Source organism: Aequorivita viscosa (assembly GCF_900106795.1).
GTDB classification, from domain to species: domain Bacteria; phylum Bacteroidota; class Bacteroidia; order Flavobacteriales; family Flavobacteriaceae; genus Aequorivita; species Aequorivita viscosa.
In genome coordinates, this window is the sequence record NZ_FNNS01000011.1 from 87,825 (window position 1) to 112,467 (window position 24,643).

Below are 24,643 nucleotides of genomic sequence, written 5' to 3' on the forward strand. Positions count from 1 at the left end.
CGCTCTTAGTTTTTTTGGATGGTTTCAATAAAAATATCACTTGCAGATGGTACTACTTCTACAAAATGGGTTAATTGTCCTTGGGCTGTAAGAAAGCTTACAAAATCGTTACTTGAGCTAGAATCAGGTAATTTAACTTTGTATTGAAGTTCGTTATTTATGCTTTTAAATGAAGCCGGAAATATTTCAAACTTTTCTTTTAATGCAGCCGTTGTGGCGACGTGATCGGGAGTTACCAATCCAATTTCGAAGGTATTGCTTCTGTACTCTCGCTTAATATCAATTAAACTTCCATCCAATATTTTGTTAGATTTATGAATTAACGCAATATGGTCACACATTTCTTCGACTGATTCCATTCGGTGCGTTGAAAAAATAACAGTCGCTCCATCATCGCGTAATTTTAAAATTTCATCTTTAATGAGGTTTGCGTTAATCGGATCAAAACCGCTAAATGGTTCATCAAAAATCAATAGTTTTGGAGTGTGGAGAACGGTAACCACAAATTGTATTTTTTGAGCCATACCCTTAGATAGCTCCTGAATTTTCTTATCCCACCAATCACCAATTTCCAAGCGATCGAACCAATATTTCAATCGTGCTTTCGCTTCTTGTTTAGAAAGTCCTTTAAGCTGTGCGAGATATAATGCCTGTTCCCCTACTTTCATTGTTTTGTAAAGGCCGCGTTCCTCTGGTAAATATCCAATTTGTTGAATATGATGAGGCTGAAGTGGCTCGCCATCTAAAATTACCTTGCCTGAATCGGGCATAGTAATTTGGTTAATAATTCTTATTAAAGTGGTTTTTCCGGCGCCATTTGGCCCCAACAAACCAAAGATGCTACCTTTTTCTACAGTTATAGAAACGTCGTTAAGCGCTTTATAATCTCCGTAGTGTTTGGAAACATTATTGACCTCTAAGAGTTTTTCCATAAAATTTATTTGAAGTTTGTAAATATATTGATTTGAATGTGCGCTATCCTATTAGTGAGTAAGATTTATGATTTCTTTTGCAAATATAGGATTGAAGCGTAACTGCCAACATTTTTATTTAAAATTTCACTACTTTTTAAATTAATTTTTAGGCTGGTATTTCCCTGTGTTTGGAGTAAACCAAGGAGGTAACAGCAAAATTATAACGATTTAGTTGTGGGAAAGACTAGAATTTTCTCCTGCGTTCATTTTGACAGTGGATTATTAATTGAATTTAGGAGGAAATGCTAGTTACAAATTTTGTAAAAAAAAGCGTCTATTGAACTCTATCTTAAAATGGTTGTTTGTTAAAATAATGAAAGGCCGAATAGTGTAAACTAGGTGGCTTAAAAACAAAACCCACCCAAAAAATTAATCTTTGGGTGGGAAAAAAAATTGCTATGAAAAAGAAAAATGTCTCTTCGTATTCTAAAGGGATTGTTCAAATATAAAGAAAAAATGTTATTTACAATTATTTAAGAGAACATATCCTTCACTTTTTCAAAAAATGATTTGTCTTCTTTTTCTGGTAACGGTTGAAAATGATCATCATTACTCATTTTTTCAAAGAAATCCCTTTGTTCTTTTGAAAGCGATTTTGGCGTCCATACGTTAATATGAACAAGTAAGTCACCAGTGCCATATCCGTTAATACTTGGAATTCCTTTATTTCGTAATCGTAGTATTTTACCGCTTTGCACACCAGAATCAATTTTTATGCGAACTTTTCCTGAAACGGTTTCAATCTCTTTAGATGTTCCTAAAACAGCTTCTGAAATACTTATATATAGGTCATAATGCAGGTTGTCACCCTCGCGCTGTAAAGTTTCGTGCGGTTTTTCTTCAATGGCAACTAATAAATCGCCCGAAATTCCATTTGCTGGTGCATCGTTACCCTTTCCAGACACTTTTAATTGCATCCCGTCTACTACTCCCGCTGGAATTTTGATTGAAACCGTTTCTTCGGTAGCCAACATTCCATCGGCATCGGCATTTGCAGGTTTCGAGTCGACCATTTGCCCCAAACCACCACAGGTAGTACACGGCGCAGAAGTTTGCATTCTACCTAAAATAGTATTCTGAATTCTAGTAATTTGGCCTTGCCCATTACACGTAGTACAGGTTTTATAAGTTGTTCCCTTTGCCAGTTTTTTACGCTTTACCTTAATTTTCTTTTCAACGCCATTGGCTATTTCTTCCAAAGTAAGCTGAACACGTATTCTCAGGTTGCTGCCTTTTACTGTTTTACGACCGCCGCCAAAGCCTCCTCCGAAGCCACCGCCAAAACCGCCGCCAAATTGACTACCGAAAATATCCCCAAACTGGCTGAAGATGTCGTCCATATTCATTCCGCCGCCGCCAAAACCACCGCCTTCGAAAGCTTGGTGACCATATTGATCGTAGCGTGAACGTTTATTTGGATCGCTTAGAACTTCGTATGCTTCGGCCGACTTTTTAAACATCGCCTCCGCTTCACTATCTCCTGGGTTTTTGTCAGGATGGTATTGAAGTGCTTTTTTTCGATATGCTTTTTTTATTTCTGCCGCTGTGGCACTTTTTGAAATGCCAAGAATTTCATAATAATCTTCCTTCATATCTATTGTCCTATTACTACTTTTGGATAGCGGATTATTTTATCACCTAACGTGTAGCCTTTTTCAACCACATCTATAATTTTGCCTTTTAGCTTTTTATCTGGAGCGGGTATTTGTGTAATTGCTTCGTGTGCTTCAGAATCAAAACTATCGCCCTGCTTTACTTCCATCATTTCGAGTCCTTTAGAACGTAATGTTTCGCGAAGCTTGTTGTTTATTAACCCTACACCTTTAAAATGGTTGTCTTCAATTTTATCTATTTCTTTTAGGGCTCTTTCAAAATCGTCTAAAACAGGCAATAAGGATAAAACAATATCTTCCCCAGCGGTTTTGAACATTTCGATACGTTCTCTGGCTGTGCGCTTTTTATAGTTTTCGAATTCTGCAAAAAGTCGTAAATAGCGATCTTTTTCACGTGCTAATTCGTCTTTTATTACAGCAACGGCATCATCAGTGTGCTCTTGATCCATTTCCTGTTCGGTATTTTCATTCTCATTCAACTCTACTTCCTCAATCGAGTCGTTTTCTTTAGATTTATCTTTTTTGCTCATAGTAGCTATTTCTTTCAAGTTTTTCAGAAGGGTGCAAAAGTACTGCCATTTGTAGTAAAATGTCAAAATGTCACTGGTTTTAATTTAATATTACTTTAAGAGAAAATGGTTTATAAAATATTATGTTTGCACGCAATTAAAAAAACAACATATGAAATCAACAACCTTAAAAATCACAATGCTTGCCTTTTTGGCAATTGGAACATTTTCGTGTAAGAACAACGAAAAAGAAGTTGCAAAAGAAATCGAAACTGCTGCTGAAGCTTCTGAAGTGGCTGTAGAATACAAAGTAGATACAGCTGCATCTGCTATTAAATGGGAAGGCTCTAAGCCAACTACTACTCATTTTGGTACAATTAAACTTGCTTCAGGTGCTTTTTCTGTAAACAACGATAAAGTTGAAGCTGGAAAATTTGAAATCGACATGAAGTCTATTAATGTTGAGGATCTTGAAGGAGAGTACAAAGCAAATCTTGAAGCTCACTTAATGGGAACGGTTGAAGGAAAAGAAGGCGATTTTTTCAACGCAAACAAATACCCTACTTCTAAATTTGAATTGACAAAAATTGAAGGTAATACTGTACACGGAAACCTTACAATTAAAGAAAAAACCAATGCTATTGAATTTCCTGCAACTATTACTATAAATGGTGATAATTTAGAGCTTGTTAGCGAACCTTTCAATTTAGATCGTACTAAATGGGACGTGAACTTTGGATCAAAATCTATTTTTCCAAACTTGGGTGATAAGTTTGTAAGCGATGATATGAAAATTACATTGTCTATCGTAGCTAAGAAATAATAATATTACCGCTCTTTTAAAAGAGCTCATAATAAAACGAAGGGTTGGTCTTTAAATTAAGACCAACCCTTTGTTATTTAAACAGTTTTGTAGTAATACTGTTCTTAATGTTTAGCAATAAAAACTTAGTTTACAACAAGTCTTGAAGCGCTGGTTCAATATTGTAAAACTTGAATCTGTATCCTAATTCTTCAATTTTCTTTGAACTGACCAATTGTCCTTCTACGACCAAAACATACATTTCGCCTAAAATAAGCTTTAGTGCAAATGCCGGAACATTAGGCAACCATAACGGACTGCCATAATGGTTTGCAATAAGTTTAGTTAGTTTTTTGTTTTGTATTGGGTTTGGTGCAACGGCATTAAAAATACCTTCAATCTGGTTTTGAAGTATAAACATATAAATTCCAACAATATCATCGATATGAATCCAAGACTGCCATTGGTTTCCATCTCCTAAAGGTGCTCCCAATCCCAATTTAATTGGCTGTACCAATTTTGGTAAGGCTCCATCGTTCTTGGCTAATACCATTCCGGTGCGCACTTTTGTCACCTCCATTCCTAAATTTTTAAATTTGGTAGCTGCTTTTTCCCAAGCAACAACCACTTTAGCTAGAAAGTTATCGTCAACTTCTTCACTTTCTTCGGTATATAACTTTGTCTCAGAATTGGGATAAATATTGACGCCGCTAGCCGATATAAAATGACTCACATCGTGCTCTATATTTTCTAGGGTATTATAAATAAGCTTCATTGACTCGACCCTACTTTCAATAATTACTTTTTTATAACTAGACGTCCATCGCTTTGCGATAGTAGCGCCCACTAAATTGATAATAGCCGTAACGCCTTCAAAAGCCTCTGAATCTATTTTTCCTTCTTTCGGATTCCAATAAAACCCTTTATATTTTTCTGTTTTCTCAATCTTTTCTTTGCTGGTTGTAAGGTAATTAACCTCGATACCAGCATGCAGACATGCTTTGGCAAGTTTACTGCCAATTAGTCCCGTAGCCCCTGTAATTAACACCTTTTTCATATTATCTTAAAAATAGAGCTATCTGCAGGAATAGCAAAGCTTGTTAACGGAAGATTATGAAATTTATGAAAAGTAACTAATAATGGAAATTGTGAATGCTACCCTGTTTTAGTAGCTCGCAACATTTCTCTTTTTCCTGGAGGCCCAGGAAGACGTTCTACAGAAAATCCGACAGCAGTCATGGCGCGTCGCGCACTACCACTTGCAGCATAAGTTACCAATACGCCATTGGTTTTTAGAGCCTTGTACATCTTTTGAAAAATGCTTTCAGTCCAAAGGTCTGGTTGAACACGAATTCCAAAAGCATCAAAATATATTATGTTAAACGTATTTTCTATAGCTATTTCTGAAAAAAATTTATTCACCTTGGTTAATTTAAAGTTATCAGAAATTGTTTCAGCTTTTTCCCAAGAAGAATCATGGAGTTTAAAAAAATCTTTTTCAGAAGCATTTAAAAGAGAAGGGTAATTGAGTGAGGTTGCTTCGGAAGCCATTAATGGATATGCTTCAACACCTGAATAATCTATTTTAAAGTGGTGTTTTTTAGTTTCTAGTAAAGTTAGGAATGCATTTAGTCCTGTGCCAAATCCAATTTCCATTATTGAAACTTCCTTACTTGCAAATGTGTCAGTCCAATAATAAAGTCCTTCTTTAATAAAAACGTGAAGGGCTTCGGCTATTGCACCGTGCTTAGAATGGTATTGTTCGTTCCATTCTTCAATATGCAAAGTGTAAGAGCCGTCGCCCGTTTTTAATAGAGTGCGTTTCAAAAGTGTTATTCTTTTTCAACTTGAGGAATAAGTACCCCATCTGCTTCAAAAGCTAAGGTTCGTTTTACCTCTGTAATAGCAGCAATTTCTTCCTCAGACTTTCCGCCATCTTCTGCATAGTGGCGTTGGTCTTCTACGCTCATTTCTTCGATGTATGCTTTTCCGTTTAGAATAATTTCTTGTCCAGCAATATCTTTTGGCATGAAGAAACCGTAGTCTTTAAATCGAACCATAGCAACCTCTTCTCCCATATCCACTTTCATCCAGCAGCCTTTCTTTTGGCAAACTTCTTTTACTTCTGATGAAAATTTAAGGTTTAAAGTATCGCCAGTTTTAAGGCTTTTAAATTTTTCGGCCATTTGAGATTTAGTCAACACTTCTTTATCAGTGATTTCATCTCCAATGCTTTGGTAATTAACGGCAATTTCCTGAACTTCGACTGGTTGTTCTACTTCTGTCTTTTCGTTTTTACAGGCAATTGTAACTCCTGCTAATGCTAAAATAAATAGAATTTTTTTCATTTAATAAAGATATTAGTTTATTGATTGGTAATACATTGCAATTTTAGTCATTTTTTGGATTTTTTATGCCCTTAATTTTTGCTATTTTTACAGAATAAATACATTTATAGATGAATACTCCTATTAGCAAGAAAATCAATATCCAAAAAGTAGATAAATCCAGAATCGATCAAGTAGATTTCGACAAGCTGGTATTTGGAAATGTCTTTAGTGACCATATGTTTGAATGTGACTTTAAAGACGGGGTTTGGCAAAATCCAACTATTAAAGCGTATGGGCCATTAACTATTTCTCCTGCTGCTAAGGTTTTTCACTATGGTCAAGCAGTTTTTGAAGGAATGAAAGCTTTTAAAGACGAAGAAGATAAAGTTTGGCTTTTTAGGCCAGACCAAAATGCAAAACGAATTAATAAATCTGCTGCTCGATTAGCAATACCTGAATTTCCTGAAGATTTATTCTTTGAAGCGTTAACCACATTAGTGAGTATGGACAGAGAATGGGTGCGAAAGGGTCCTGGAAACTCTTTATATATTCGTCCTTTTGTATTTGCAACACAAGCGGGTGTTGGTGCATCACCCTCTACAGAATATAAGTTTATGATTTTGATGTCGCCTGCACAAGCGTATTATACTGGCGACATACAAGTTGAAATTGCAGAGCACTACAGTCGTTCGGCTAATGGTGGTGTTGGTGCCGCAAAAGCTGCTGGAAATTATGCCGCACAATTCTTCCCGACAAATTTGGCTCGTGAAAGAGGATTTCAGCAAATAATTTGGACAGATGCAAGTACTCACGAATATTTAGAGGAAGCTGGGACTATGAATGTGTTTTTTAGAGTAAATGACACCTTATTAACAGCACCTATTAGCGACCGAATCCTTGATGGGGTTACTCGTAAAAGTGTTATCGATCTTGCAAAAAGAGACAATATTGCAGTTGAAGAACGAAGAGTATTGGTTTCTGAAATTGTAGAAGCAGCGAAAAATGGAAGTTTAAAAGAGATTTTTGGCGCTGGCACAGCTGCTGTAATTAGTCCGATTAGTGCTTTTAGTTTTCAGAACAAGACATACGAAATTGAAAAACAAGAGGACAGTTTTGCTGCGAAATTCAAAAAGGAATTAACAGATATACAACGAAACCTAAGTGAAGACCCTTTTGGCTGGAGGTTTGAAGTTGTTTAAGCAACACTAAAACGTTTTAGCACTCCTATAATTAAAACCCCTTCAAATTCTTTAGTGATTTGAGGGGTTTTCTTCTTTTAATCATCTTACATAGATTTTGTATCTCTGTTTGAATTATCCTCCCCTACTTTTCAAGGATAGCTTTTATGTCTGGACCAAAATAATTTGGACCTTTTAAAACCTTTCCATCTTCGCGATAAATAGGTTTTCCATCGGCTCCTAACTTGCTCATATTGCTTCGCTGAATTTCGTTAAAAACCTCTTCAATTTTATGTTGCATTCCGTGTTCAATAATAGTACCGCATAAAATATAGAGCATATCGCCCAAAGCATCGGCTACTTCAACCAAATCGTTGTTGTTAGCAGCTTCAAGATATTCTTCGTTTTCTTCGCGCATGAGCTTATAACGTAATAAGTTCTTTTTAATGCCAAGTTCAGCTGTTGGCGCATCCTTCATTCCTAGACCAAATGCTTTGTGAAATTCGGAAACGGCCTTTATTTTATTTTTCATAGTTTATTTTCAAATTATACTTAGGTAAAAATGGTACTACTAGATTGAGAATTTGTTTTCTTACAAACCCGATTCTGTATATCATTTAATCGTTATTTTTGGAGCTATAAAATTACAATATTATGTTTACCTCAGGCCAATGGATTTTCGCAATAATCGCTTTAATTGCTTTTTTTGGAATCATTGCTTATAGCTATTTAAAAGATAAAAAACTTCATAAAAAGCAATACAAAGGAAGTATTTGGGTTTTGGTTGGTTTTATTGCCTTTATAGCATTTTTAGTATTGATGAAAACGTACCTAAAGGGTTAATTTGACCTTACACACTTAGCGGGATAGTGTCAATTAAAAAAGCGCTCCGAAAATTTCGAGGCGCCTTTTCTAAATATTAGAACAACTTTTTAGTTTACAGCTGGCAAGTAACTGTAGTTTTTAGCATAATGTAACATCTGCTCGGCAAATGTTTTTGGTTGCTCAATTGTAAAACTTTCAATCTCGCCGTTATCGTTCATTTTTGGAACAATAACCGGATTTACAAATCCGCTATATGGTGCAGATGTAAATTGCTTGTTACGCTCTAAAATTTCTTTGTGAAGATCGTAATTTACTTTAACACCATAAGTTTCAACTAATTTCTCAACCGCTGCATAGTCGCCTTCACTCTTGATTCTCTGAGTTTCGCGAAGCAATTGACCGAAAAGATCGTGAAGTTTTTCGTAATCGTTTATGTTGAAATATGTTTTACCATCACGAGTAACTTTTTCAATTACGTTGTCGGCTTTCCCTTTTTCATAAACCCAAGAAGAAACCCACTGGCGGTTACGCATATGCGCCTGTACAACGTCGTCACCAAGGTTTAGACGAATTAACTGAGTCATTAATCCATTACGGATGTAACTATCATAAGCAGCCATTCCCACTTTTTTCCAATCATCAACCAATCCTAACTCTTGTAATTTTGGAGTGTATAAGTAATATAGTCCTACTAAATCTGCACGGCCTTCTTCTAATGTAGAAGCGTAGTTTTTAAGTGTTTCCTTTGTTTCACCTACACCAGGATTTAATTGACCAGATGCGTGACCAATTACTTCGTGAAGTGCGGTGTGAAGTTTATCTGCAACTTGACCGTATTGTTTCTCTAATTCCAATTCTTCGTCGTCGTGAACAAATTCTTTCAATCTTCCTGAGCTTCCTGCGTTGTTGTAAGCTTCAATAATATTACCTAATGAAACAGATTTACTACCCACAGCCGCACGAATCCAGTTAGCGTTTGGAAGGTTTACACCAATTGGCGTACTTGGAGAAGCATCACCAGCTTCACCTGCAACATTTACAACTTTGTAAGTAACACCCACAACATTTTTCTTTTTGTGCTCATCCATTAAAGTGGAATTATCTTCGAACCACTGAGCGTTTTCAGAAAGAACTGCCATTTTCTTTGACATATCAAAATCTTTAACTTGAACAATGCTTTCATAAGTGCCTTTATACCCTAGCGGATCTTCGTAAACTTCAATAAAACTATTTATATAGTCAATGTTTCCTTCCGTTGCAGCTGTCCACGCTACATTGTAGTCGTCCCAAGTTTGCAGGTCACCGGTCTTGTAATATTGAATTAACAATCCAATAGCATCGGCCTGTGCTTGATTTTCGGCAACACCTTGTGCTTTCTCAAGCCACTCAACTATTTTATCAATTGCTTCACCATAAAGGCCTCCCGACTTATAAACCATTTCTGTTAACTTACCATTTTCTTTAACTAGTTTTGAGTTAAGGCCAAAAGACAACGGCTTGGTAGCGTCTGGTGATTTCTTTTTAGAATAGAAGTTTTCTACATCCTTATTAGTCACGTTTGGTCCATAAAAGTTTACAGCGCTTTGAAGCACGTTGTCAATTCCTTTTGATTGATCAACTTTTTTTAGATCCTTATCATTGAAAACCACATCAAAAGCTTCTCCTTCTAGTGTAGTATTAGTTTCAGTCAATAATTGTTTTAAATAATCTGAAGAAAATTCAGGCTTCAGTTTATCGCTAGAATAGTGATGGTGAATACCGTTACTAAACCATACTCTTTTTAAGTAAGTTTCAAAATTTTTCCAATCTTCAGTAGATTTATCACCTTCATAATTTTGATACACATTCTCCAATGCTTTTCTAATGGTAAGGTTGTGGCGGTAATTTTGATCCCAGATAATATCTCTCCCAGCCAATCCTGCTTGGGTGAGGTAATAAACAAGTTTCTGTTCTTTTAAAGTAAGCTCATCCCACCCTGGAATTTGATAGCGTAAAACTTTAATGTCGCTAAATTGCTCTACACTATAGTCAAAATCTGCGGTTGGTTCAGTTTCCACTTGAGCAACAGGCTTTTCTTCTTTTTTCTCATTACAAGAAAAAAACAATAATCCACTCATTGCCATTGCAATAAACAAGGTTTTCTTCATTTTTAATTGTTTTTAGTTTTTCGCAAATGTACTAAAATATTATCCTTTCAAATTAATTCGTTTTTGAACAAATGATTGAAGGTATTGATGTTGCGCAGCTTCAATCATTTTTCATTATCTTAGCCCAAGAAATAAACACTCCCCCACTGATGAAAATTTTAAAATATCTCGTATTTCTTATACTCTTAATAATTATAGGCGGCGCAATCTACTTTGGTACCAAAGATGGCTCGTACGTTGTTCAAGAAACCATTACCATACCCTCTCCTGCCGAAGTTGTTTTTGATAAGGTTAACGATTATAAAAGCTGGGAAAGCTGGATAACTTGGAAGCAGGAAAACCCCAATATGATTTTTAATTATGCCGAAAAAACAAGTGGTGAAGGCGCCTCGTTTTCTTGGGAAGGGAAAAACAGTGGTTCTATTACTACAACTAAACTTATACCGAACAAAGAAATTTTACAAGATGTAGTTTTTGATTCTCCTACGGGAACAAGTGAAGCTGCTATGTCTTGGAATTTTGAATCGGAAGGCGACAGTACAACGGTGCGATGGGAAACAAGAGGTGAACATTCGCTAATGGATAAGGTTTATTACGCCATCAATGATTCAGGTCTTACTGAAAAAATTCAAAAATTAAACGAAGAAAGTCTTAAAAATATCTCGCAGGAAGTTGTGGCCGATATGAAAAAATATTCAATTAATGTTGATGGTGTTACTCAATTTGGCGGTGGTTATTATATGTACACAACATCGGTTGCCAAGCAACAAGAAGTCGATGGAAAAGCAACATCTATGATGAAACTTGTTCAGGGCTTTGTTTCCGATAATAACTTAAATATTTCTGGCGATCCTTTTATACTTTATAATGAAACCGATACAATAAACAACACCGTAATCTTCTCTACAGGGCTGCCTGTAAAAGAACGAGTTATTACACCAGAAGGAAGTCCAGTAGTATGTGGTTTTATGGATTCAGTTTCAGCTGTTAAAGTTTCTCTTAAAGGAAATTACAGTCATTTACCTGAAGCTTTACTAAAAGGTATGAAGTTTATTGAAAAAAACAGTCATCAAGTTGATTCTGGTCGCAAAATATTCGAAGTTTATATAATAGATTCAAACGAAGAGCCAAACCCTGCAAAGTGGTTAACTGAGGTATACATCCCAATTGTTACGTCGGATGGATTGACAGAAACTGGCTTGTAAAATATAGGGTTTTTCAAACTTTAACTCTATAATTTTATGTGGCAATAAATGATTCTAGAAATTAAAATATATTCTAACGCGAAATGAAACAACTGGTATTAGTTTTTGTTGGAGGGGGAATTGGTAGTGTATTAAGGTATGCTATTTCTAGATATATGGATGGCGTTAAAACAGGGATTCCGTATGGTACTTTTGCAGCAAATATTTTAGGTAGCTTATTAATAGGATTAATTCTTGGAGCTGCTCTAAAAAATGAATCACTTTCGTCAAATACAGTATTGTTTCTCGCAACAGGATTTTGTGGCGGATTCACTACCTTTTCTACATTTGCCTATGAAAATCACGTTTTTTTAAAGACTGGTGATTTTATGTTGTTCGCATTGTACACTCTAGCTAGTTTTGTAGTTGGCTTCGCTATGGTTTTTCTAGGAATGTGGCTTGTAAAATTTTTCTAATTCTTATGAAATTCCTTAACACCTGCTTCTATTCTAATCAAAAGGTCATTTTCCTTTGGCGGAATTGGACAAGAATATCGCTCATTATAAGCGCAATACGGGTTATATGCCTTATTAAAATCTAAGGTTAATGTATCGCCTACTGGAATTCGCTGGTCTAAATACCGGCCACCGCCATACGAACCGTCCCCACTCGTTAAATCAGTAAACGGAAGAAACAAATAATCTTCATATCCAGGTTCGTCGTACGGTTGTGTACTTTTAAAGAGGCTCAATACAAAATCCTTTCCATCAATAGAAAAATGTGCTTCTCCATATTTTACATATTCTGGTAAACGATTTGTAGTAGTTGGCATTAAAAAAGGTTTTTCATTTGGCGTACGAATCAAACGAGCCTTTACGATAAACTTTTCATCGATTGGATAAAATTCCAAACCTGTGAAGTTTTTAAAGTCCTCCGGTTTAAAAATTGTAGTTTCTGGGTTTGTATATTCCTTATTTAATTCGTCTTGCGCTGCCCTGCTTTCAGTAATTGATGTTTTCTCTTGCGCAATACTAATTGAGTTGAATAGTAAAAATGATACTATAAGTAAATGTTTCATCTGTAGTTTTTAGTAAAAATAGGAAAAGTATTCAATCTTGAAATGTTTATTTTACGTTGATGTTTTTAAAAATAATTCATCAAACCATTCAATTTAGAAAGTTTTTAAAAAGTATAAATACGTTCCCAGTTCTAAATAATTTTTATTTTTAGTAAAAATTAAAAACATGCTAAAACCCCTACTCTATCTGCTATTTATATGCGTTGCATCACCATTTATTTCGGCACAGCATATAAAAATTGACAAGAAAGCACTTTCTTTTTTAACTTCACAGAAAAATGTAAACATTGTATTTGTTCAGGATTCATTATTAATGATAGACGATGTATACGAAATGGAATTCATTCAAAAAATTAGAACAAAAATAAATAGGCAAGCATCTACTGTAGAAGCAAGTAAATGGATTTCTGAATACAATATTAACAAAATTAAAACTTGGCCAGAAATATTTACTAATCAGTTAAATGCGAAGTTAAGCGATAGTAAAAATGCACCTAATTTTGAAATGAATAACACCGAAGCAACTTATACCATGAAGGTTGTGCCAACTTGGATGTATTTTGGTTACGACGCTGGAATTATTGACCGACCTGCGAAAGTAACACTTCAAATATATTTTTATGAAACCAAAAAACCAGAAACTATAATTTATGCAACTGAAATAAGTCGTGCTATGGCAAAATACAATAAACAAAAAGGTGATGGGGAAGGTGCAGGACCAAGTTTGTATCGAATGCGAAAAGCATACGAATTAGCTGCCTATAAACTAGCTAAATCGCTACAACGCTTAGTTGATTAATTATTTTATCATCCAGACCACTTACAGAATAAATCTAATACAGGATAGCTAATACAAAATTTTTAATATTTTATTGAGCACAAGTTTCTTACAACAAAATAAAAGTTTTTTAACCCTTAACCTCTTCTGTTTTTACCTTTCTTCGATTTTTCCGAATAACGATAATAGCATCTAAACACGAAATCATAAGTGCAATTCCAGCGAAAAGACAAATTAGTCTAACTACCATTACCCCTGGATAATCTAAACCAGTAAATCCGAGTAATGCCGTAATAATGGTAATAATTAAAAAATGGATAGTATATTTCTTCATGTAAGTAAGTTTATTTTAACCGTTAAAGATAATTGTAAACCAATCTAGTAAATCTTAAGGTAATTTTAATTAGAAGATATTTAACAGTTTACAAGCGTTATTTCATAGGTTTTAAGTCATTATTTTTAACAACATGTGAAAGTACAATTTGCGTTTTTGTTTCGCCATAGACAATAAGTTGATCAATGAAAGCCTCTAAGTGCTTCTGATTTTTTAGAACAACTTCCATTACAATATTTTCGTTACCCGTAATACGATAACAATTGAGAACTTCATCATAGGTTTTAACAATTTCAAGAAAAGGTTTCAGTTTTCCCATAAATGCGCGAAGGGTAATAATTGCCTTGAATTGATATCCAACCTCAAAAGGTGAAATAACAGTAAAGTATCCTGCAATTATACCAGAGTCTTCCATTTTTTTAATTCGTTCTGAAACTGCGGGCGAACTAATGCCAACCTCCCTTCCAATTACAGTGTTTGGCTGACGAGGATTTTTTTGAAGGCAGTTAAGAATTTTCCAATTTAGGTTATCAATACTCATTTTAAGATAATGTTTAATTATAAGATAATATTTAAAGCAAATATAGCCATTTGCTTTAATATCAGTTGTGATTTGGCATTGTTAGTCCTTAAATTTGGGTAAATTTAAATTAAGAATACATCAAGAAATGTCGTCTCCAACTTTCGGAAATAATTCAAATTCCGCCGTTTACAAAAAAGCTCAGGAAATACTCCAACTAACTAGGCATATTTCAAACTATCTTAGCCATGACTTGGTGCACCTCCAAAAAAATGGAAAAGAACATTGTGAAATATATTTTACTGGCGATATCATTCAACAATCCGTTTCTTTGGGCCCGCAAATTTTAAAGGCTGAAAGCCAATTGTTTCAAGACGAAAAACACAAGCATGCAGCTTCAGTAATGCGCCTTTCAAATCTTTTGTATCAAAATTGTAAACGCCTAGAGCGTATTAACAGCAATGGTAAAGACTTTCTTCCGCTATTGCGAAAAGAGCTAATTAAATTTCGACGCCTTCAGCACGTGTGGCAACTCACGCTTTAATCCACGGTTGTGGCTAAATTAGGTTTTTTACTATTCCGATTCGTAGTTTTGTGATACACTTTTAAATTTGAATTATGTTTGAGGAAGAGAATGAAAATATGGATTTCAAAAGTTTTGAAAAATCTCGTATTTATAAAAAAGCAATGTTAATTTGGGATTTGGCCTATCACATTGCTGAATTAGCTTCAAAAACCAATAACAATTCAAACTCAGAGTTTGAAAAGGATTTACTCAAAGAATATGCTGGTTATATTGTGGAAGACGCCTCCAAAATCGCGCCTAAGATTGCTGGAGCTTGGGGAAGTCAGTTATATGACCTTAAAATGGAAAATGCCGCAATAATCCGAAAAGCTGCAAGGGAATTATCCGTTCATATGACCGCCTTGAAAATGCACGGATTTAAAGAAATAGACTACTGCGATTTATTGAGAAATGAAATCGAAGAATTTCGAATTCTCTTTGCTGAATGGGTGAAAACTTTCGACCCATGGGACTACCTAATAGACCGATGGGGACTTTTCAATCCTCCAGGAGTAAACTATGATGACCACGATCCAGATGATGACATCCCTTTTGATGCATCCGATTTCTTTAGAGATTTTGATGAGTTTGGAGACCTCACTGACGAGGAGGATGACAATCCAGAAGATTAACGAAATAGCCTAGGGTCAATATCTAGTTGGTGAATTCCTAAAATCTTTAGTTTTTCAAAATCTTCATGTTTTGGATTAATCAAAATAGTATGCTCTTGAGGTAATATTACAGAAGGAACGCTCATAGCCAATCCTTCCTTCGTATTAATCCAATTCGAACCCACCATCTGAGTTTCGTTTACAGCGCCATCAGAGCTCCAATTAGGTTGTATAAAATCGATGGATTGAATCTTTTTAATACAAGAATCGGGTATTTCAGCTTCCACATACGAATAGTCCATGGGAAGTTTGGCATACTCAACATGAACGATAATTTCTAATAAACTTAAAGAAAGGTTTTGTGAGAAATACAACAGGGAATCTCCTTTTTTATTCCATCGCCCACCATAAAGCCTAGCCCCTTCACCGGACAAATCATTTATATATTGTGTTTTGGAAATTCTATAAATACGCACAACTACGAAGGAATACCGTGGGCAATACGCCCAAGAATGTTTTTAACGTAATGAGCCCCATAACTTGTGTCTAAAAAGTCTAAAGGCTTTTGACCGTTAAAGATATATGGGGTAGAATGTAGCCAACTTCTAAAGTTTTCGAGGGTATTAAACACATTTATACCTTCTGAAACTACTTCAGCTATTACGAAGAGTTGTTCAGTAATAGAAACGGCTAGCAGATCGTCATCGGCTTTGCGCTGTAAGGTTCTATGCGAAATATGTAAGAGATCGCTCAACTTTTCCATAGAAATATCGAGCACTTCGCATAATGAATAGACAACACTTTTAGGAAGCCCTTTTCGAGTAATGGTAATTAGGTCAATATCACTATTAACGATCTGACCAACTTGGTTTACCCCACCAAGCACGCCTACAATTCTATCAAAAGGATTTTCCAAAAGGTAAAACACTTCTGGCTCTTTAATTAGGTTTACACTAGTATAGTTTTTATAATTACTCACAACCACGACATTTGACTCAAATTTACGTATTTTTGTCGTACATTCCTATTGTTAAACCTATTTTTTACATATTTCTCCTATACTGCCCTCCTACTTTAAATAAAGATTCTGTTATCTGCCCTAATGAACACACTTTAGTAGCTTCCATTAATTGTTCAAACATGTTTTCATTCTGAATTGCAGCCATTTGAACCTTTTCAAGTGCAGGAGCCGCCTTTTCACCATACATTTTATGAAGATTTTGAAGCGTACCTATTTGCACTTGTTTCTCTTCCTCGGTAGCTCTAATTACTTCAGCAGGGAGAACAGTAGGCGAACCTTTACTGCTCAAAAATGTGTTAACCCCAATAATTGGAAACTCTCCATTATGCTTCAAGGTTTCATAATACAGGCTCTCTTCCTGAATCTTACTACGTTGATACATCGTTTCCATAGCGCCTAGCACTCCCCCACGTTCGGTAATGCTATCAAATTCTTTCAAAACCGCCTTTTCAACAAGATCTGTCAGTTCTTCAATTATAAATGCTCCTTGAATTGGATTCTCGTTTTTCGCTAGCCCCAATTCTTTATTAATAATTAATTGAATGGCCATTGCCCGTCTTACGCTTTCTTCAGTTGGCGTTGTTATTGCCTCGTCATAAGCATTTGTGTGAAGCGAATTACAGTTGTCATAAATAGCATACAGCGCTTGTAGGGTTGTACGAATATCGTTGAAATCAATTTCCTGAGCGTGAAGCGAGCGCCCAGAAGTCTGAATGTGATATTTCAACATTTGCGCACGTGGATTAGCACCGTACTTTTCTTTCATTGCTTTAGCCCATATTTTACGGGCAACTCTACCAATTACAGAATATTCAGGATCTATGCCATTGCTAAAGAAAAACGAAAGGTTTGGCCCAAATTCATTAATATCCATTCCTCTGCTTAAATAATACTCAACATACGTAAACCCGTTAGACAAAGTAAAAGCCAACTGTGTAATTGGGTTTGCGCCAGCCTCAGCTATATGGTATCCACTTATAGAAACCGAATAGAAGTTTCTTACCTTCTTCTCGATGAAATATTCCTGAACATCTCCCATAAGTCGTAAAGCAAATTCCGTAGAAAAAATGCAAGTGTTTTGAGCCTGATCTTCCTTTAAAATATCTGCTTGAACAGTACCTCTAACTTGCTGAAGGGTTTCATATTTTATTTTATTATAAACGTCAGCATCCAAAACTTGGTCTCCAGTTACCCCAAGTAACATCAACCCAAGTCCGTCGTTGTTCTCTGGGAGTTCTCCGTGATATTTTGGGCGATCAATTCCTTTATTTTCATACAAGCTTTTGATTTTCGCTTCAACATCGGCCTCCAATCCATTTTCTTTAATGTATTTCTCACAGTTTTGATCAATAGCAGCATTCATAAAGAAACCTAATAACATGGGTGCAGGTCCGTTAATTGTCATACTTACCGATGTCATTGGGTGACTTAAATCGAATCCTGAGTACAGTTTTTTTGCATCGTCCAAGCAGCAAATTGAAACTCCGGCATTCCCTATTTTTCCATAAATATCAGGGCGATGGTCTGGATCGTTTCCGTATAAAGTAACACTATCAAAAGCTGTAGACAATCGTTTAGCGGGTAAACCAAGACTTACGTAATGAAAACGTCTGTTGGTTCGCTCAGGGCCTCCTTCTCCGGCAAACATTCGTGCAGGGTCCTCCCCTGTTCGCTTAAACGGGTACAATCCAGCAGTATATGGAAATTCACCAGGAACATTTTCTTGTAAATTCCACTTAAGAATATCTCCCCAAGCTTGATATTTTGGTAAAGCTACCTTCGGAATTTGTGTATGCGACAAAGATTCGGTGTGAGTGTCAATCTTAATTTCTTTTCCACGCACTTTAAAACTGTAAACTGGAGCTTTATATTTGTTCACTTTTTCTTCCCAACCCATAATTACTTCCCAATTATACGGATCTAGGTTCAATTTTTCACGATCAAATTCTGCTAATAATAACTTTAATAATTCTTTTTTGCTGTCATCGGTTAAAATAGGTTCTGAAACAATACCAGCCTTGTCTAATTCTGGGGTAATACCCGAAATAGATTCTAACGTCTTGAAAACTCCATACAGTTTTTGAGCTACTTCAGATTGTTGACTTGCTTTTTTGTCATAAGCTCGATTATTTTCAGCAATTTCAGAAAGGTAACGTGTTCGTGCTGGGGGAATTACAAAGACTTTTTCAGACATTTCTTCGGTTACATGATAATCACTCTTCAATTCTGATTTCGTCTTTTCAGCAATTTTCTCCATAATTGCTTTGTACAACTTGTTCATTCCTGGGTCATTGAACTGCGAAGCAATAGTTCCATATACAGGGAGGTCATCTTGAGGTGTCTCCCATAATTGATGGTTTCGAACATATTGTTTTTTAACATCGCGCAATGCGTCCAGCGATCCTCGTTTATCAAATTTGTTTATAGCAACCAAATCGGCAAAATCGAGCATATCAATTTTCTCCAATTGTGTTGCAGCTCCAAATTCTGGAGTCATTACATATAACGAAACATCACTATGCTCTAAGATTTCCGTATCGCTTTGACCAATTCCTGAGGTTTCAATAATGATAAGATCATATTCGGCAGCTTTTAAAACTTCAATAGCTTCGGTAACATATTTTGAAAGTGCCAAGTTGCTTTGTCTAGTAGCTAAACTTCGCATATATACTCTTGGCGAGTTAATAGCGTTCATACGAATACGATCCCCGAGTAGCGCACCACCTGTTTTTCTTTTTGAAGGATCTACAGATACAATTCCCATTGTTTTATCTGGGAAGTCAAGTAAAAATCTTCGTACCAGTTCATCGACAAGAGAAGATTTACCAGCCCCTCCGGTTCCTGTGATACCCAAAACAGGAATAGTACTGTTTTTATTTTTAGTATGAATTTTATCGAGCGTTTTTTCAGCTACTTCTGGAAAACTTTCTGCAGCCGAAATAATTCTTGATATAGCCCCAATTTCTTTTGAAGGAAGCTGTTCAAATTCATTGTCCAGTTTATCACCTATAGGAAAGTCCGATTCTTCAACTAAATTATTTATCATTCCTTGTAGCCCTAACTCTCTACCATCATCTGGGGTATAGATGCGGGTAATTCCATAATCCATCAACTCTTTGATTTCAGAAGGAAGAATTACGCCGCCGCCGCCGCCAAAAATTTTAATATGTCCAGCGCCACGCTCCTTCAACAAATCGTACATATATTTAAAATACTCGTTATGCCCACCTTGATAAGAGGTCATAGCAATAGCGTTGGCATCTTCCTGAATTGCTGTATTCACAACTTCTTCAACACTGCGGTCATGTCCAAGGTGTATTACTTCTACACCTGTAGATTGAATGATACGACGCATAATATTAATAGCGGCATCATGACCATCAAAAAGCGAGGCAGCCGTTACAATTCGAACATTATTTTTAGGGATATATGGTTTTATGACTTTCATAGTAATTAGGATATTTTATAACAGTTGGCAAATTTAGTGAAAACCTAATGAAAATGCTTGTAAAGTCAACTTTGCCTTTACTAAAAATATAAAAATTTTTGTTGTGCGAATTTGTTTATTTTGTATCTTGCAAAAATATTTATTAACAACAAAATCGTAATATTATGAAAAAAGCCTACTTATTAGCATTTGCAATGGCAGGAATGTTCCTTTCATCAAATGCACAAATTATTAATGATGATATGGAGAGCTATCCGTTTGGGCCTCTCGAGAATGATCATTGGACCACTTGGACAGCGGGTGCAGAAGCTGAACGAATTATTATTGTGGACACTTATGCGCATTCAGGATTTCAATCAGGGATGATTGGAGACGACAGCACTCAAGATGCAATTTTAAAATTAGGAGGTGAATCCTCTGGTGAGTTTACAGTATCTTGGTATAATTATGTGCCTGCTGGAAAAAGCGGATACTATAATTTCCAAGAAAACGAAGACCCAGGAGCTGGAGCTTGGGCAATTAACGTTTATTACAATTATATAAACGAAAACCCCGCTACAGGATGGATTGTAGACGACCAAAACCCAGCAAACGTTGTAGCTGCTTTTGATTACCCTGAAGACACTTGGTTTAAAATTACTCACCATATCGATTTAGATGCCGATACTGTAGTTATTTTACTTGATGGAAATGAAGTTTATAACGGTCCTTTCTATTCTGGTTCAAATTTAGGGTCTGTCGATTTCTATTCGGCTCCAGTAGAAACAGGAGGTGATAATTTTAACGAACTTTACATAGACGACGTTGTGTATGCCGAAGGTTTTCTTGGAGTTGAAGATTTTACTGCTGATAACTTCAGCGTATATCCAAACCCTGTTAAAGACGTTTTAAAGATTAGCACTAAAACTGCTGTTGACCAAGTTGTTGTTTATGACATTTTAGGTAAAGTTGTTCTATCTTCTCAACCTGGTATCATTTCTCCAAAAGTTGATATGAGCGCTCTTGCTTCGGGTGCTTATTTGGTTAAAGTATCTATTGGAAATACATCTAAAACAGTTAAAGTTATTAAGTAATATTTATAACGACGACCATTCAGAAAGACCTTTCCTTCGGGATGGGTCTTTTTTTTTATCTTTGCAGCCAAAATTATATTTCATGTTCTATAAAAAAATATTCTTAGTATTCTCGATATTTACCTTCGTGTCTTGTGCAGAATTACAACAGGTGGTTAATAACATGCCTACTCAAATGGATTCGGCCACAATTGCTAATGGATTAAGGCAAGCTCTGGATATGGGAATAGACAAACAGGTTACAAAGCTCACACAGAAAAATGGCTTCTACAATAATCAAATGGTGCGAATTCTATTGCCAGAAGAATTACAAAAAGTTGATCAAACATTAAGGGATATCGGACTTGGAAGTCTTGCTGATGAAGGTCTCAAGGTACTTAATAGCGCTGCTGAAGACGCAGTAAAAGAAGCTACGCCTATCTTCGTTCAAGCCGTTAAAGAAATTACTTTTACTGATGCTAAAAATATTCTACTTGGACCTGAAAATGCGGCTACTAATTATTTAGAGCAACGGACCAACAGAGCATTGTACTCAAAATTTAATCCTGTAATCAAGAATTCCTTTTCAAAAGTGGGTGCAGATCAAATCTGGAGCAATATTATTAATAGATATAACTCGGTTCCATTCGTAACAAAGGTAAATCCAGATTTAACCGACTATGTTACTCAAGAAGCCCTTAAAGGTGTTTTCACGATGATTGCGGTTGAAGAAAAAGAAATACGAACTAATGTTTCTGCAAGAACCACTAACCTATTACGAAGTGTATTCGCCTTGCAGGACTAATTGAAACGTCACACAGAAAATAATTTTACTAAGCAGGTTTCATCCTTTTGAAATCTGCTTTTTTAATGTTGTTGCCTAAAATTTTCTTCGGAATACTTTACAAAATCATTAACCTACTTTTAATAGACTATCGAGAATTATCATTGTAGATTTCGTATTCTAAAAAGTAGCAATATGTTCGAATGGTTTAAACGAAAATCGAAGCTTGAAAGATTGAAAATTCGTCACAGAAAACTAATGCATCAGTCTTACGAGATATCATTAAACGACCCCAAGAAGAGCGAAAAATTACATCGTCAAGCTGAATTGATTTATGAAGAAATAAAGAAAATTACGAATTGAAATCTGGTAGTTGACTCTTCAATATAGCTTCCATTTCGTTTTGTAAGCATTTGGCTTCATTTGAAGCAGCCTCAGCGAAATCATTTTCTGTTGAAGCATAAATAATTCCTCGGGAAGAATTAACCAATAAACCAACATCTGCTGAAAGACCATATTTGCATACTTCGCTCAAATTACCACCCTGAGCCCCCACACCAGGAACTAAAAGAAACGCATTGGGAACAATTTTCCGGATTTCCCTAAAATATTCCGCTTTGGTCGCCCCTACTACATACATTAGGCGCTCACTATTTTCCCAAGTTTTAGAAATTTCCAACACTTCTTTATACAATTCCTTTTCTTCTATTTTTTTAGTTTGAAAATCAAAAGCGCCTTCATTAGACGTGAGCGTTAATAAGATGGTATGTTTATTTTTAAAATTTAAAAAAGGTTCTACAGAATCTTTGCCCATATAAGGAGCAACGGTAACCGAATCGAAATCTAAAGCTTCTAGAAACGTCTTGGCATACATTGTTGAAGTATTGCCTATATCCCCACGTTTGGCATCGGCAATTGTAAATATCTCCGGATAGTTTTCATTCAAGTAATTTATAGTCTGCTCTAACGATTTCCAACCCTTTAACCCGTAGGCTTCATAAAAAGCAATATTGGGCTTGTAAGCTACGGCATATTGATGCGTAGCATCAATAATAGCTTTGTTGAACGCAAATATTGGATCTTCCTCGTCTAAAAGAAATGTGGGAATTTTATCTAAATCTACATCAAGGCCGATACAGAGAAAAGACTTTTTCTTTTTAATTTCAGAAATCAATTGGTTGGTTGTCATTACTGTTTAATTATATCCGACGGTTGTTTAATATGACATAGGACGGTAGGACGTAAGACATAGGAGTAGATTCAGCTTTCAAAAAAGGTATTATAAATTCATTATCACTTCGTCCTACGTCCTATAATTTTAAGTCATTTCTAAAACGATTCTCCAGAATCTTGCAACTTCTCAGTATTATGAACTAGGTGAAGTTCATCAATAATTTCCTGAATATCGCCGTTTATGATATTTCCTAAATTGTAAAGCGTTAAATTAATTCGGTGGTCGGTAACCCGTCCTTGCGAATAGTTATATGTACGAATTTTAGCGCTACGGTCACCGCTAGTTACCATCGAGCCTCTCTTAGCAGCATCTTCGGCTTGTTTTTTTGCCAACTCCATATCATAAAGTCTAGAGCGAAGTACCTTAAACGCTTTCTCCTTGTTTTTATGTTGCGATTTTTGATCCTGACATTGCGCTACAAGCCCTGTTGGGACGTGGGTAAGTCTTACCGCCGAGTAGGTTGTGTTTACCGACTGTCCTCCAGGCCCTGAAGAACAAAAGAAATCTACACGAACATCTTTAGGGTTAATTTCTATATCAAACTCTTCTGCTTCTGGAAAAACCATTACTGTAGCCGCACTTGTGTGGACCCTCCCTTGAGTTTCGGTTTGTGGTACGCGTTGTACACGGTGTACTCCTGCTTCAAACTTTAAGGTTCCGTAAACATCGTCTCCTTCTATTTCTAACTGAATTTCTTTGAAACCACCGTTTGTACCTTCACTAAAGTCCATTACGTTAGTTTTCCACCCTTTACTTTCGCAATATTTGGTGTACATTCTAAACAAATCACCTGCAAAAATACTGGCTTCGTCACCTCCTGTTCCAGCTCTAATTTCCATTACGGCATTTTTAGAGTCCTCAGGGTCTTTCGGAATTAATAAAAACTTAATTTCTTCATCAAGCTGTGGCAAACGATTCTGTGCTTCCTCAAGCTGCATTTTTGCCATTTCGACCATTTCGGCATCGCTTCCGTCAGAAATTATTTCTTCGGCTTCCTCAACATTGCTAGTAAGTTCTAGATACTCCGACCGCTTATCCATTAAGATTCGCAAATCTTTGTATTCTTTATTTAATTCGATATAACGCTTTTGATCCGAAATTATATCGGGCTGAATAATGAGGTCGCTCACCTCGTCAAAACGTTGTTTAATTATGTGAAGTCTGTCTAACATATAGATTTAATAATGGTTGCAAAGCTACAATTTTTTGTGCGAAATCTAATTAGGGAAAATGGGTTGTTGTTTTAATACAGGATTGGGTGAGGAATTTGAAGGGACTTAGGACGGGAAGACTTAGGACATAAGACGATTACGCGCAAATACTTTGGATGAGAACAAAAATGTAAGCTTCCCCTATTTAGAACTGTTAGTTTTTCCAAATATATAATTTTTTACGTTTTAAAATAGAATGGCTTTCTCTTCATATTGTTTCTTTAAAGCCATTTTATTTTAAAATGAGCCTAGCGGCAGCGACACGTTTGTTTTCAGCATATTTTACTGGTGGTATTTTCCCTAAGCTATCGTGTGGTCTTTTATGGTTATAATCATCCATCCAAATTTGAGTTTGTTCACGCACTTGGTGTAGGTCTTCAAAAATATATTTGTTTAGCACCCCACGCCTATATGAGCCGTTGAAACGTTCTATAAAAGCATTTTG

28 protein-coding genes are annotated in these 24,643 nt (G+C 35.8%); 11 read left to right on the forward strand and 17 right to left on the reverse strand.

Annotated features, from left to right (window positions below; genetic code table 11):
- Positions 1–5: 5 nt before the first annotated feature.
- The 3 genes from BLW28_RS08240 to BLW28_RS08250 all read right to left on the reverse strand — a co-directional run bounded on the left by BLW28_RS08240 (position 6) and on the right by BLW28_RS08250 (position 3,117).
- Complete coding sequence (locus BLW28_RS08240) at positions 6–932, reverse strand: ABC transporter ATP-binding protein (RefSeq protein WP_073217198.1); 927 nt, start codon at positions 930–932, stop codon at positions 6–8.
- 515 nt (positions 933–1,447) lie between these two features.
- Positions 1,448–2,566: a molecular chaperone DnaJ gene (gene dnaJ / locus BLW28_RS08245; RefSeq protein ID WP_073217195.1), complete on the reverse strand. Its 1,119-nt coding sequence runs from the start codon at positions 2,564–2,566 to the stop codon at positions 1,448–1,450.
- Positions 2,567–2,568: 2 nt separating this feature from the next.
- A complete protein-coding gene (locus tag BLW28_RS08250; RefSeq protein ID WP_073217192.1) occupies positions 2,569–3,117 on the reverse strand; it encodes a nucleotide exchange factor GrpE in 549 nt (182 codons plus the stop codon).
- 151 nt (positions 3,118–3,268) lie between these two features.
- On the opposite strand from BLW28_RS08250, the gene BLW28_RS08255 reads away from it, so the two are divergent.
- Positions 3,269–3,919 (forward strand): YceI family protein, encoded by a 651-nt coding sequence (locus BLW28_RS08255; RefSeq protein WP_073217189.1) that lies wholly within the window; start codon positions 3,269–3,271, stop codon positions 3,917–3,919.
- Between the two features lie 130 nt (positions 3,920–4,049).
- On the opposite strand, the gene BLW28_RS08260 is transcribed toward BLW28_RS08255, so the two are convergent.
- The 3 genes from BLW28_RS08260 to BLW28_RS08270 all read right to left on the reverse strand — a co-directional run bounded on the left by BLW28_RS08260 (position 4,050) and on the right by BLW28_RS08270 (position 6,246).
- Complete coding sequence (locus tag BLW28_RS08260; RefSeq protein ID WP_073217187.1) at positions 4,050–4,955, reverse strand: TIGR01777 family oxidoreductase; 906 nt, start codon at positions 4,953–4,955, stop codon at positions 4,050–4,052.
- A 98-nt stretch (positions 4,956–5,053) separates the two neighbouring features.
- Positions 5,054–5,725, reverse strand: a complete 672-nt coding sequence (mnmD, locus tag BLW28_RS08265) for a tRNA (5-methylaminomethyl-2-thiouridine)(34)-methyltransferase MnmC2 (RefSeq protein ID WP_073217183.1) — start codon at positions 5,723–5,725, stop codon at positions 5,054–5,056.
- 5 nt (positions 5,726–5,730) lie between these two features.
- Positions 5,731–6,246, reverse strand: coding sequence for a DUF4920 domain-containing protein (locus tag BLW28_RS08270; protein WP_073217181.1), 516 nt, complete (start codon positions 6,244–6,246; stop codon positions 5,731–5,733).
- 110 nt (positions 6,247–6,356) lie between these two features.
- Between BLW28_RS08270 and BLW28_RS08275 the strand changes: the two genes are divergently transcribed.
- Entirely contained in the window at positions 6,357–7,427 is a 1,071-nt protein-coding gene (locus BLW28_RS08275; RefSeq protein WP_073217178.1) for a branched-chain amino acid aminotransferase, read from the forward strand.
- A 124-nt stretch (positions 7,428–7,551) separates the two neighbouring features.
- Here BLW28_RS08275 and BLW28_RS08280 read toward each other — a convergent pair whose 3' ends face one another.
- The gene (locus tag BLW28_RS08280) at positions 7,552–7,938 is read right to left on the reverse strand and encodes a pyrophosphohydrolase domain-containing protein (protein ID WP_073217176.1); all 387 of its coding nucleotides are present in this window, start codon (positions 7,936–7,938) and stop codon (positions 7,552–7,554) included.
- 122 nt (positions 7,939–8,060) lie between these two features.
- Between BLW28_RS08280 and BLW28_RS08285 the strand changes: the two genes are divergently transcribed.
- On the forward strand, positions 8,061–8,249 hold the full coding sequence (locus tag BLW28_RS08285) for a hypothetical protein (protein WP_073217173.1): 189 nt from the start codon (positions 8,061–8,063) through the stop codon (positions 8,247–8,249).
- 89 nt (positions 8,250–8,338) lie between these two features.
- Here the strand turns inward: BLW28_RS08285 and BLW28_RS08290 are convergent, their stop codons facing one another.
- The gene (locus BLW28_RS08290) at positions 8,339–10,378 is read right to left on the reverse strand and encodes a dipeptidyl-peptidase 3 family protein (protein WP_073217170.1); all 2,040 of its coding nucleotides are present in this window, start codon (positions 10,376–10,378) and stop codon (positions 8,339–8,341) included.
- Between the two features lie 71 nt (positions 10,379–10,449).
- Here BLW28_RS08290 and BLW28_RS08295 point away from each other — a divergent pair, with 71 nt between their 5' ends.
- Together BLW28_RS08295 and crcB are read left to right on the forward strand one after the other, a co-directional pair.
- Positions 10,450–11,583 (forward strand): SRPBCC family protein, encoded by a 1,134-nt coding sequence (locus BLW28_RS08295; protein WP_234946457.1) that lies wholly within the window; start codon positions 10,450–10,452, stop codon positions 11,581–11,583.
- A gap of 83 nt (positions 11,584–11,666) precedes the next feature.
- A complete protein-coding gene (gene crcB, locus BLW28_RS08300; protein WP_073217167.1) occupies positions 11,667–12,038 on the forward strand; it encodes a fluoride efflux transporter CrcB in 372 nt (123 codons plus the stop codon).
- Here crcB and BLW28_RS08305 read toward each other — a convergent pair.
- Entirely contained in the window at positions 12,035–12,640 is a 606-nt protein-coding gene (locus tag BLW28_RS08305) for a DUF1684 domain-containing protein (RefSeq protein WP_073217164.1), read from the reverse strand. The two genes, crcB and BLW28_RS08305, sit on opposite strands and share 4 nt — an antisense overlap.
- A gap of 166 nt (positions 12,641–12,806) precedes the next feature.
- Here BLW28_RS08305 and BLW28_RS08310 point away from each other — a divergent pair, with 166 nt between their 5' ends.
- Positions 12,807–13,439, forward strand: coding sequence for a hypothetical protein (locus BLW28_RS08310; protein WP_073217162.1), 633 nt, complete (start codon positions 12,807–12,809; stop codon positions 13,437–13,439).
- 109 nt (positions 13,440–13,548) lie between these two features.
- On the opposite strand, the gene BLW28_RS08315 is transcribed toward BLW28_RS08310, so the two are convergent.
- Together BLW28_RS08315 and BLW28_RS08320 are read right to left on the reverse strand one after the other, a co-directional pair.
- Positions 13,549–13,752: a hypothetical protein gene (locus BLW28_RS08315; RefSeq protein WP_073217160.1), complete on the reverse strand. Its 204-nt coding sequence runs from the start codon at positions 13,750–13,752 to the stop codon at positions 13,549–13,551.
- A gap of 97 nt (positions 13,753–13,849) precedes the next feature.
- A complete protein-coding gene (locus BLW28_RS08320) occupies positions 13,850–14,293 on the reverse strand; it encodes an Lrp/AsnC family transcriptional regulator (RefSeq protein ID WP_073217158.1) in 444 nt (147 codons plus the stop codon).
- Between the two features lie 94 nt (positions 14,294–14,387).
- Here BLW28_RS08320 and BLW28_RS08325 point away from each other — a divergent pair, with 94 nt between their 5' ends.
- Positions 14,388–14,816, forward strand: coding sequence for a hypothetical protein (locus tag BLW28_RS08325; RefSeq protein WP_317042275.1), 429 nt, complete (start codon positions 14,388–14,390; stop codon positions 14,814–14,816).
- 74 nt (positions 14,817–14,890) lie between these two features.
- The gene (locus BLW28_RS08330; protein WP_073217153.1) at positions 14,891–15,469 is read left to right on the forward strand and encodes a hypothetical protein; all 579 of its coding nucleotides are present in this window, start codon (positions 14,891–14,893) and stop codon (positions 15,467–15,469) included.
- On the opposite strand, the gene BLW28_RS08335 is transcribed toward BLW28_RS08330, so the two are convergent.
- The 3 genes from BLW28_RS08335 to BLW28_RS08345 form a co-directional block, all read right to left on the reverse strand.
- The gene (locus BLW28_RS08335) at positions 15,466–15,924 is read right to left on the reverse strand and encodes an RES family NAD+ phosphorylase (protein ID WP_073217150.1); all 459 of its coding nucleotides are present in this window, start codon (positions 15,922–15,924) and stop codon (positions 15,466–15,468) included. The genes BLW28_RS08330 and BLW28_RS08335 overlap by 4 nt on opposite strands.
- Positions 15,925–15,926: 2 nt before the next feature.
- Positions 15,927–16,427, reverse strand: coding sequence for a type II RES/Xre toxin-antitoxin system antitoxin (parS, locus tag BLW28_RS08340; protein WP_092842556.1), 501 nt, complete (start codon positions 16,425–16,427; stop codon positions 15,927–15,929).
- 64 nt (positions 16,428–16,491) lie between these two features.
- Positions 16,492–19,917 (reverse strand): methylmalonyl-CoA mutase family protein, encoded by a 3,426-nt coding sequence (locus BLW28_RS08345; RefSeq protein WP_073217145.1) that lies wholly within the window; start codon positions 19,915–19,917, stop codon positions 16,492–16,494.
- 164 nt (positions 19,918–20,081) lie between these two features.
- Between BLW28_RS08345 and BLW28_RS08350 the strand changes: the two genes are divergently transcribed.
- The 3 genes from BLW28_RS08350 (at position 20,082) to BLW28_RS16150 (ending at position 22,116) form a co-directional block, all read left to right on the forward strand.
- The gene (locus BLW28_RS08350; protein ID WP_073217142.1) at positions 20,082–20,990 is read left to right on the forward strand and encodes a T9SS type A sorting domain-containing protein; all 909 of its coding nucleotides are present in this window, start codon (positions 20,082–20,084) and stop codon (positions 20,988–20,990) included.
- Positions 20,991–21,072: 82 nt separating this feature from the next.
- A complete protein-coding gene (locus tag BLW28_RS08355) occupies positions 21,073–21,774 on the forward strand; it encodes a DUF4197 domain-containing protein (protein ID WP_073217431.1) in 702 nt (233 codons plus the stop codon).
- A gap of 174 nt (positions 21,775–21,948) precedes the next feature.
- Positions 21,949–22,116, forward strand: coding sequence for a Lacal_2735 family protein (locus BLW28_RS16150; protein ID WP_143036857.1), 168 nt, complete (start codon positions 21,949–21,951; stop codon positions 22,114–22,116).
- On the opposite strand, the gene pyrF is transcribed toward BLW28_RS16150, so the two are convergent.
- From pyrF to BLW28_RS08370, 3 genes are all read right to left on the reverse strand, one after another.
- Complete coding sequence (pyrF, locus tag BLW28_RS08360) at positions 22,106–22,942, reverse strand: orotidine-5'-phosphate decarboxylase (RefSeq protein WP_073217139.1); 837 nt, start codon at positions 22,940–22,942, stop codon at positions 22,106–22,108. The two genes, BLW28_RS16150 and pyrF, sit on opposite strands and share 11 nt — an antisense overlap.
- Positions 22,943–23,082: 140 nt before the next feature.
- Positions 23,083–24,159, reverse strand: coding sequence for a peptide chain release factor 1 (gene prfA / locus BLW28_RS08365; protein ID WP_073217136.1), 1,077 nt, complete (start codon positions 24,157–24,159; stop codon positions 23,083–23,085).
- 271 nt (positions 24,160–24,430) lie between these two features.
- Positions 24,431–24,643, reverse strand: a 213-nt coding sequence (locus tag BLW28_RS08370; protein WP_143036858.1) for an integrase core domain-containing protein, incomplete at its 5' end; no start/stop codon positions are given.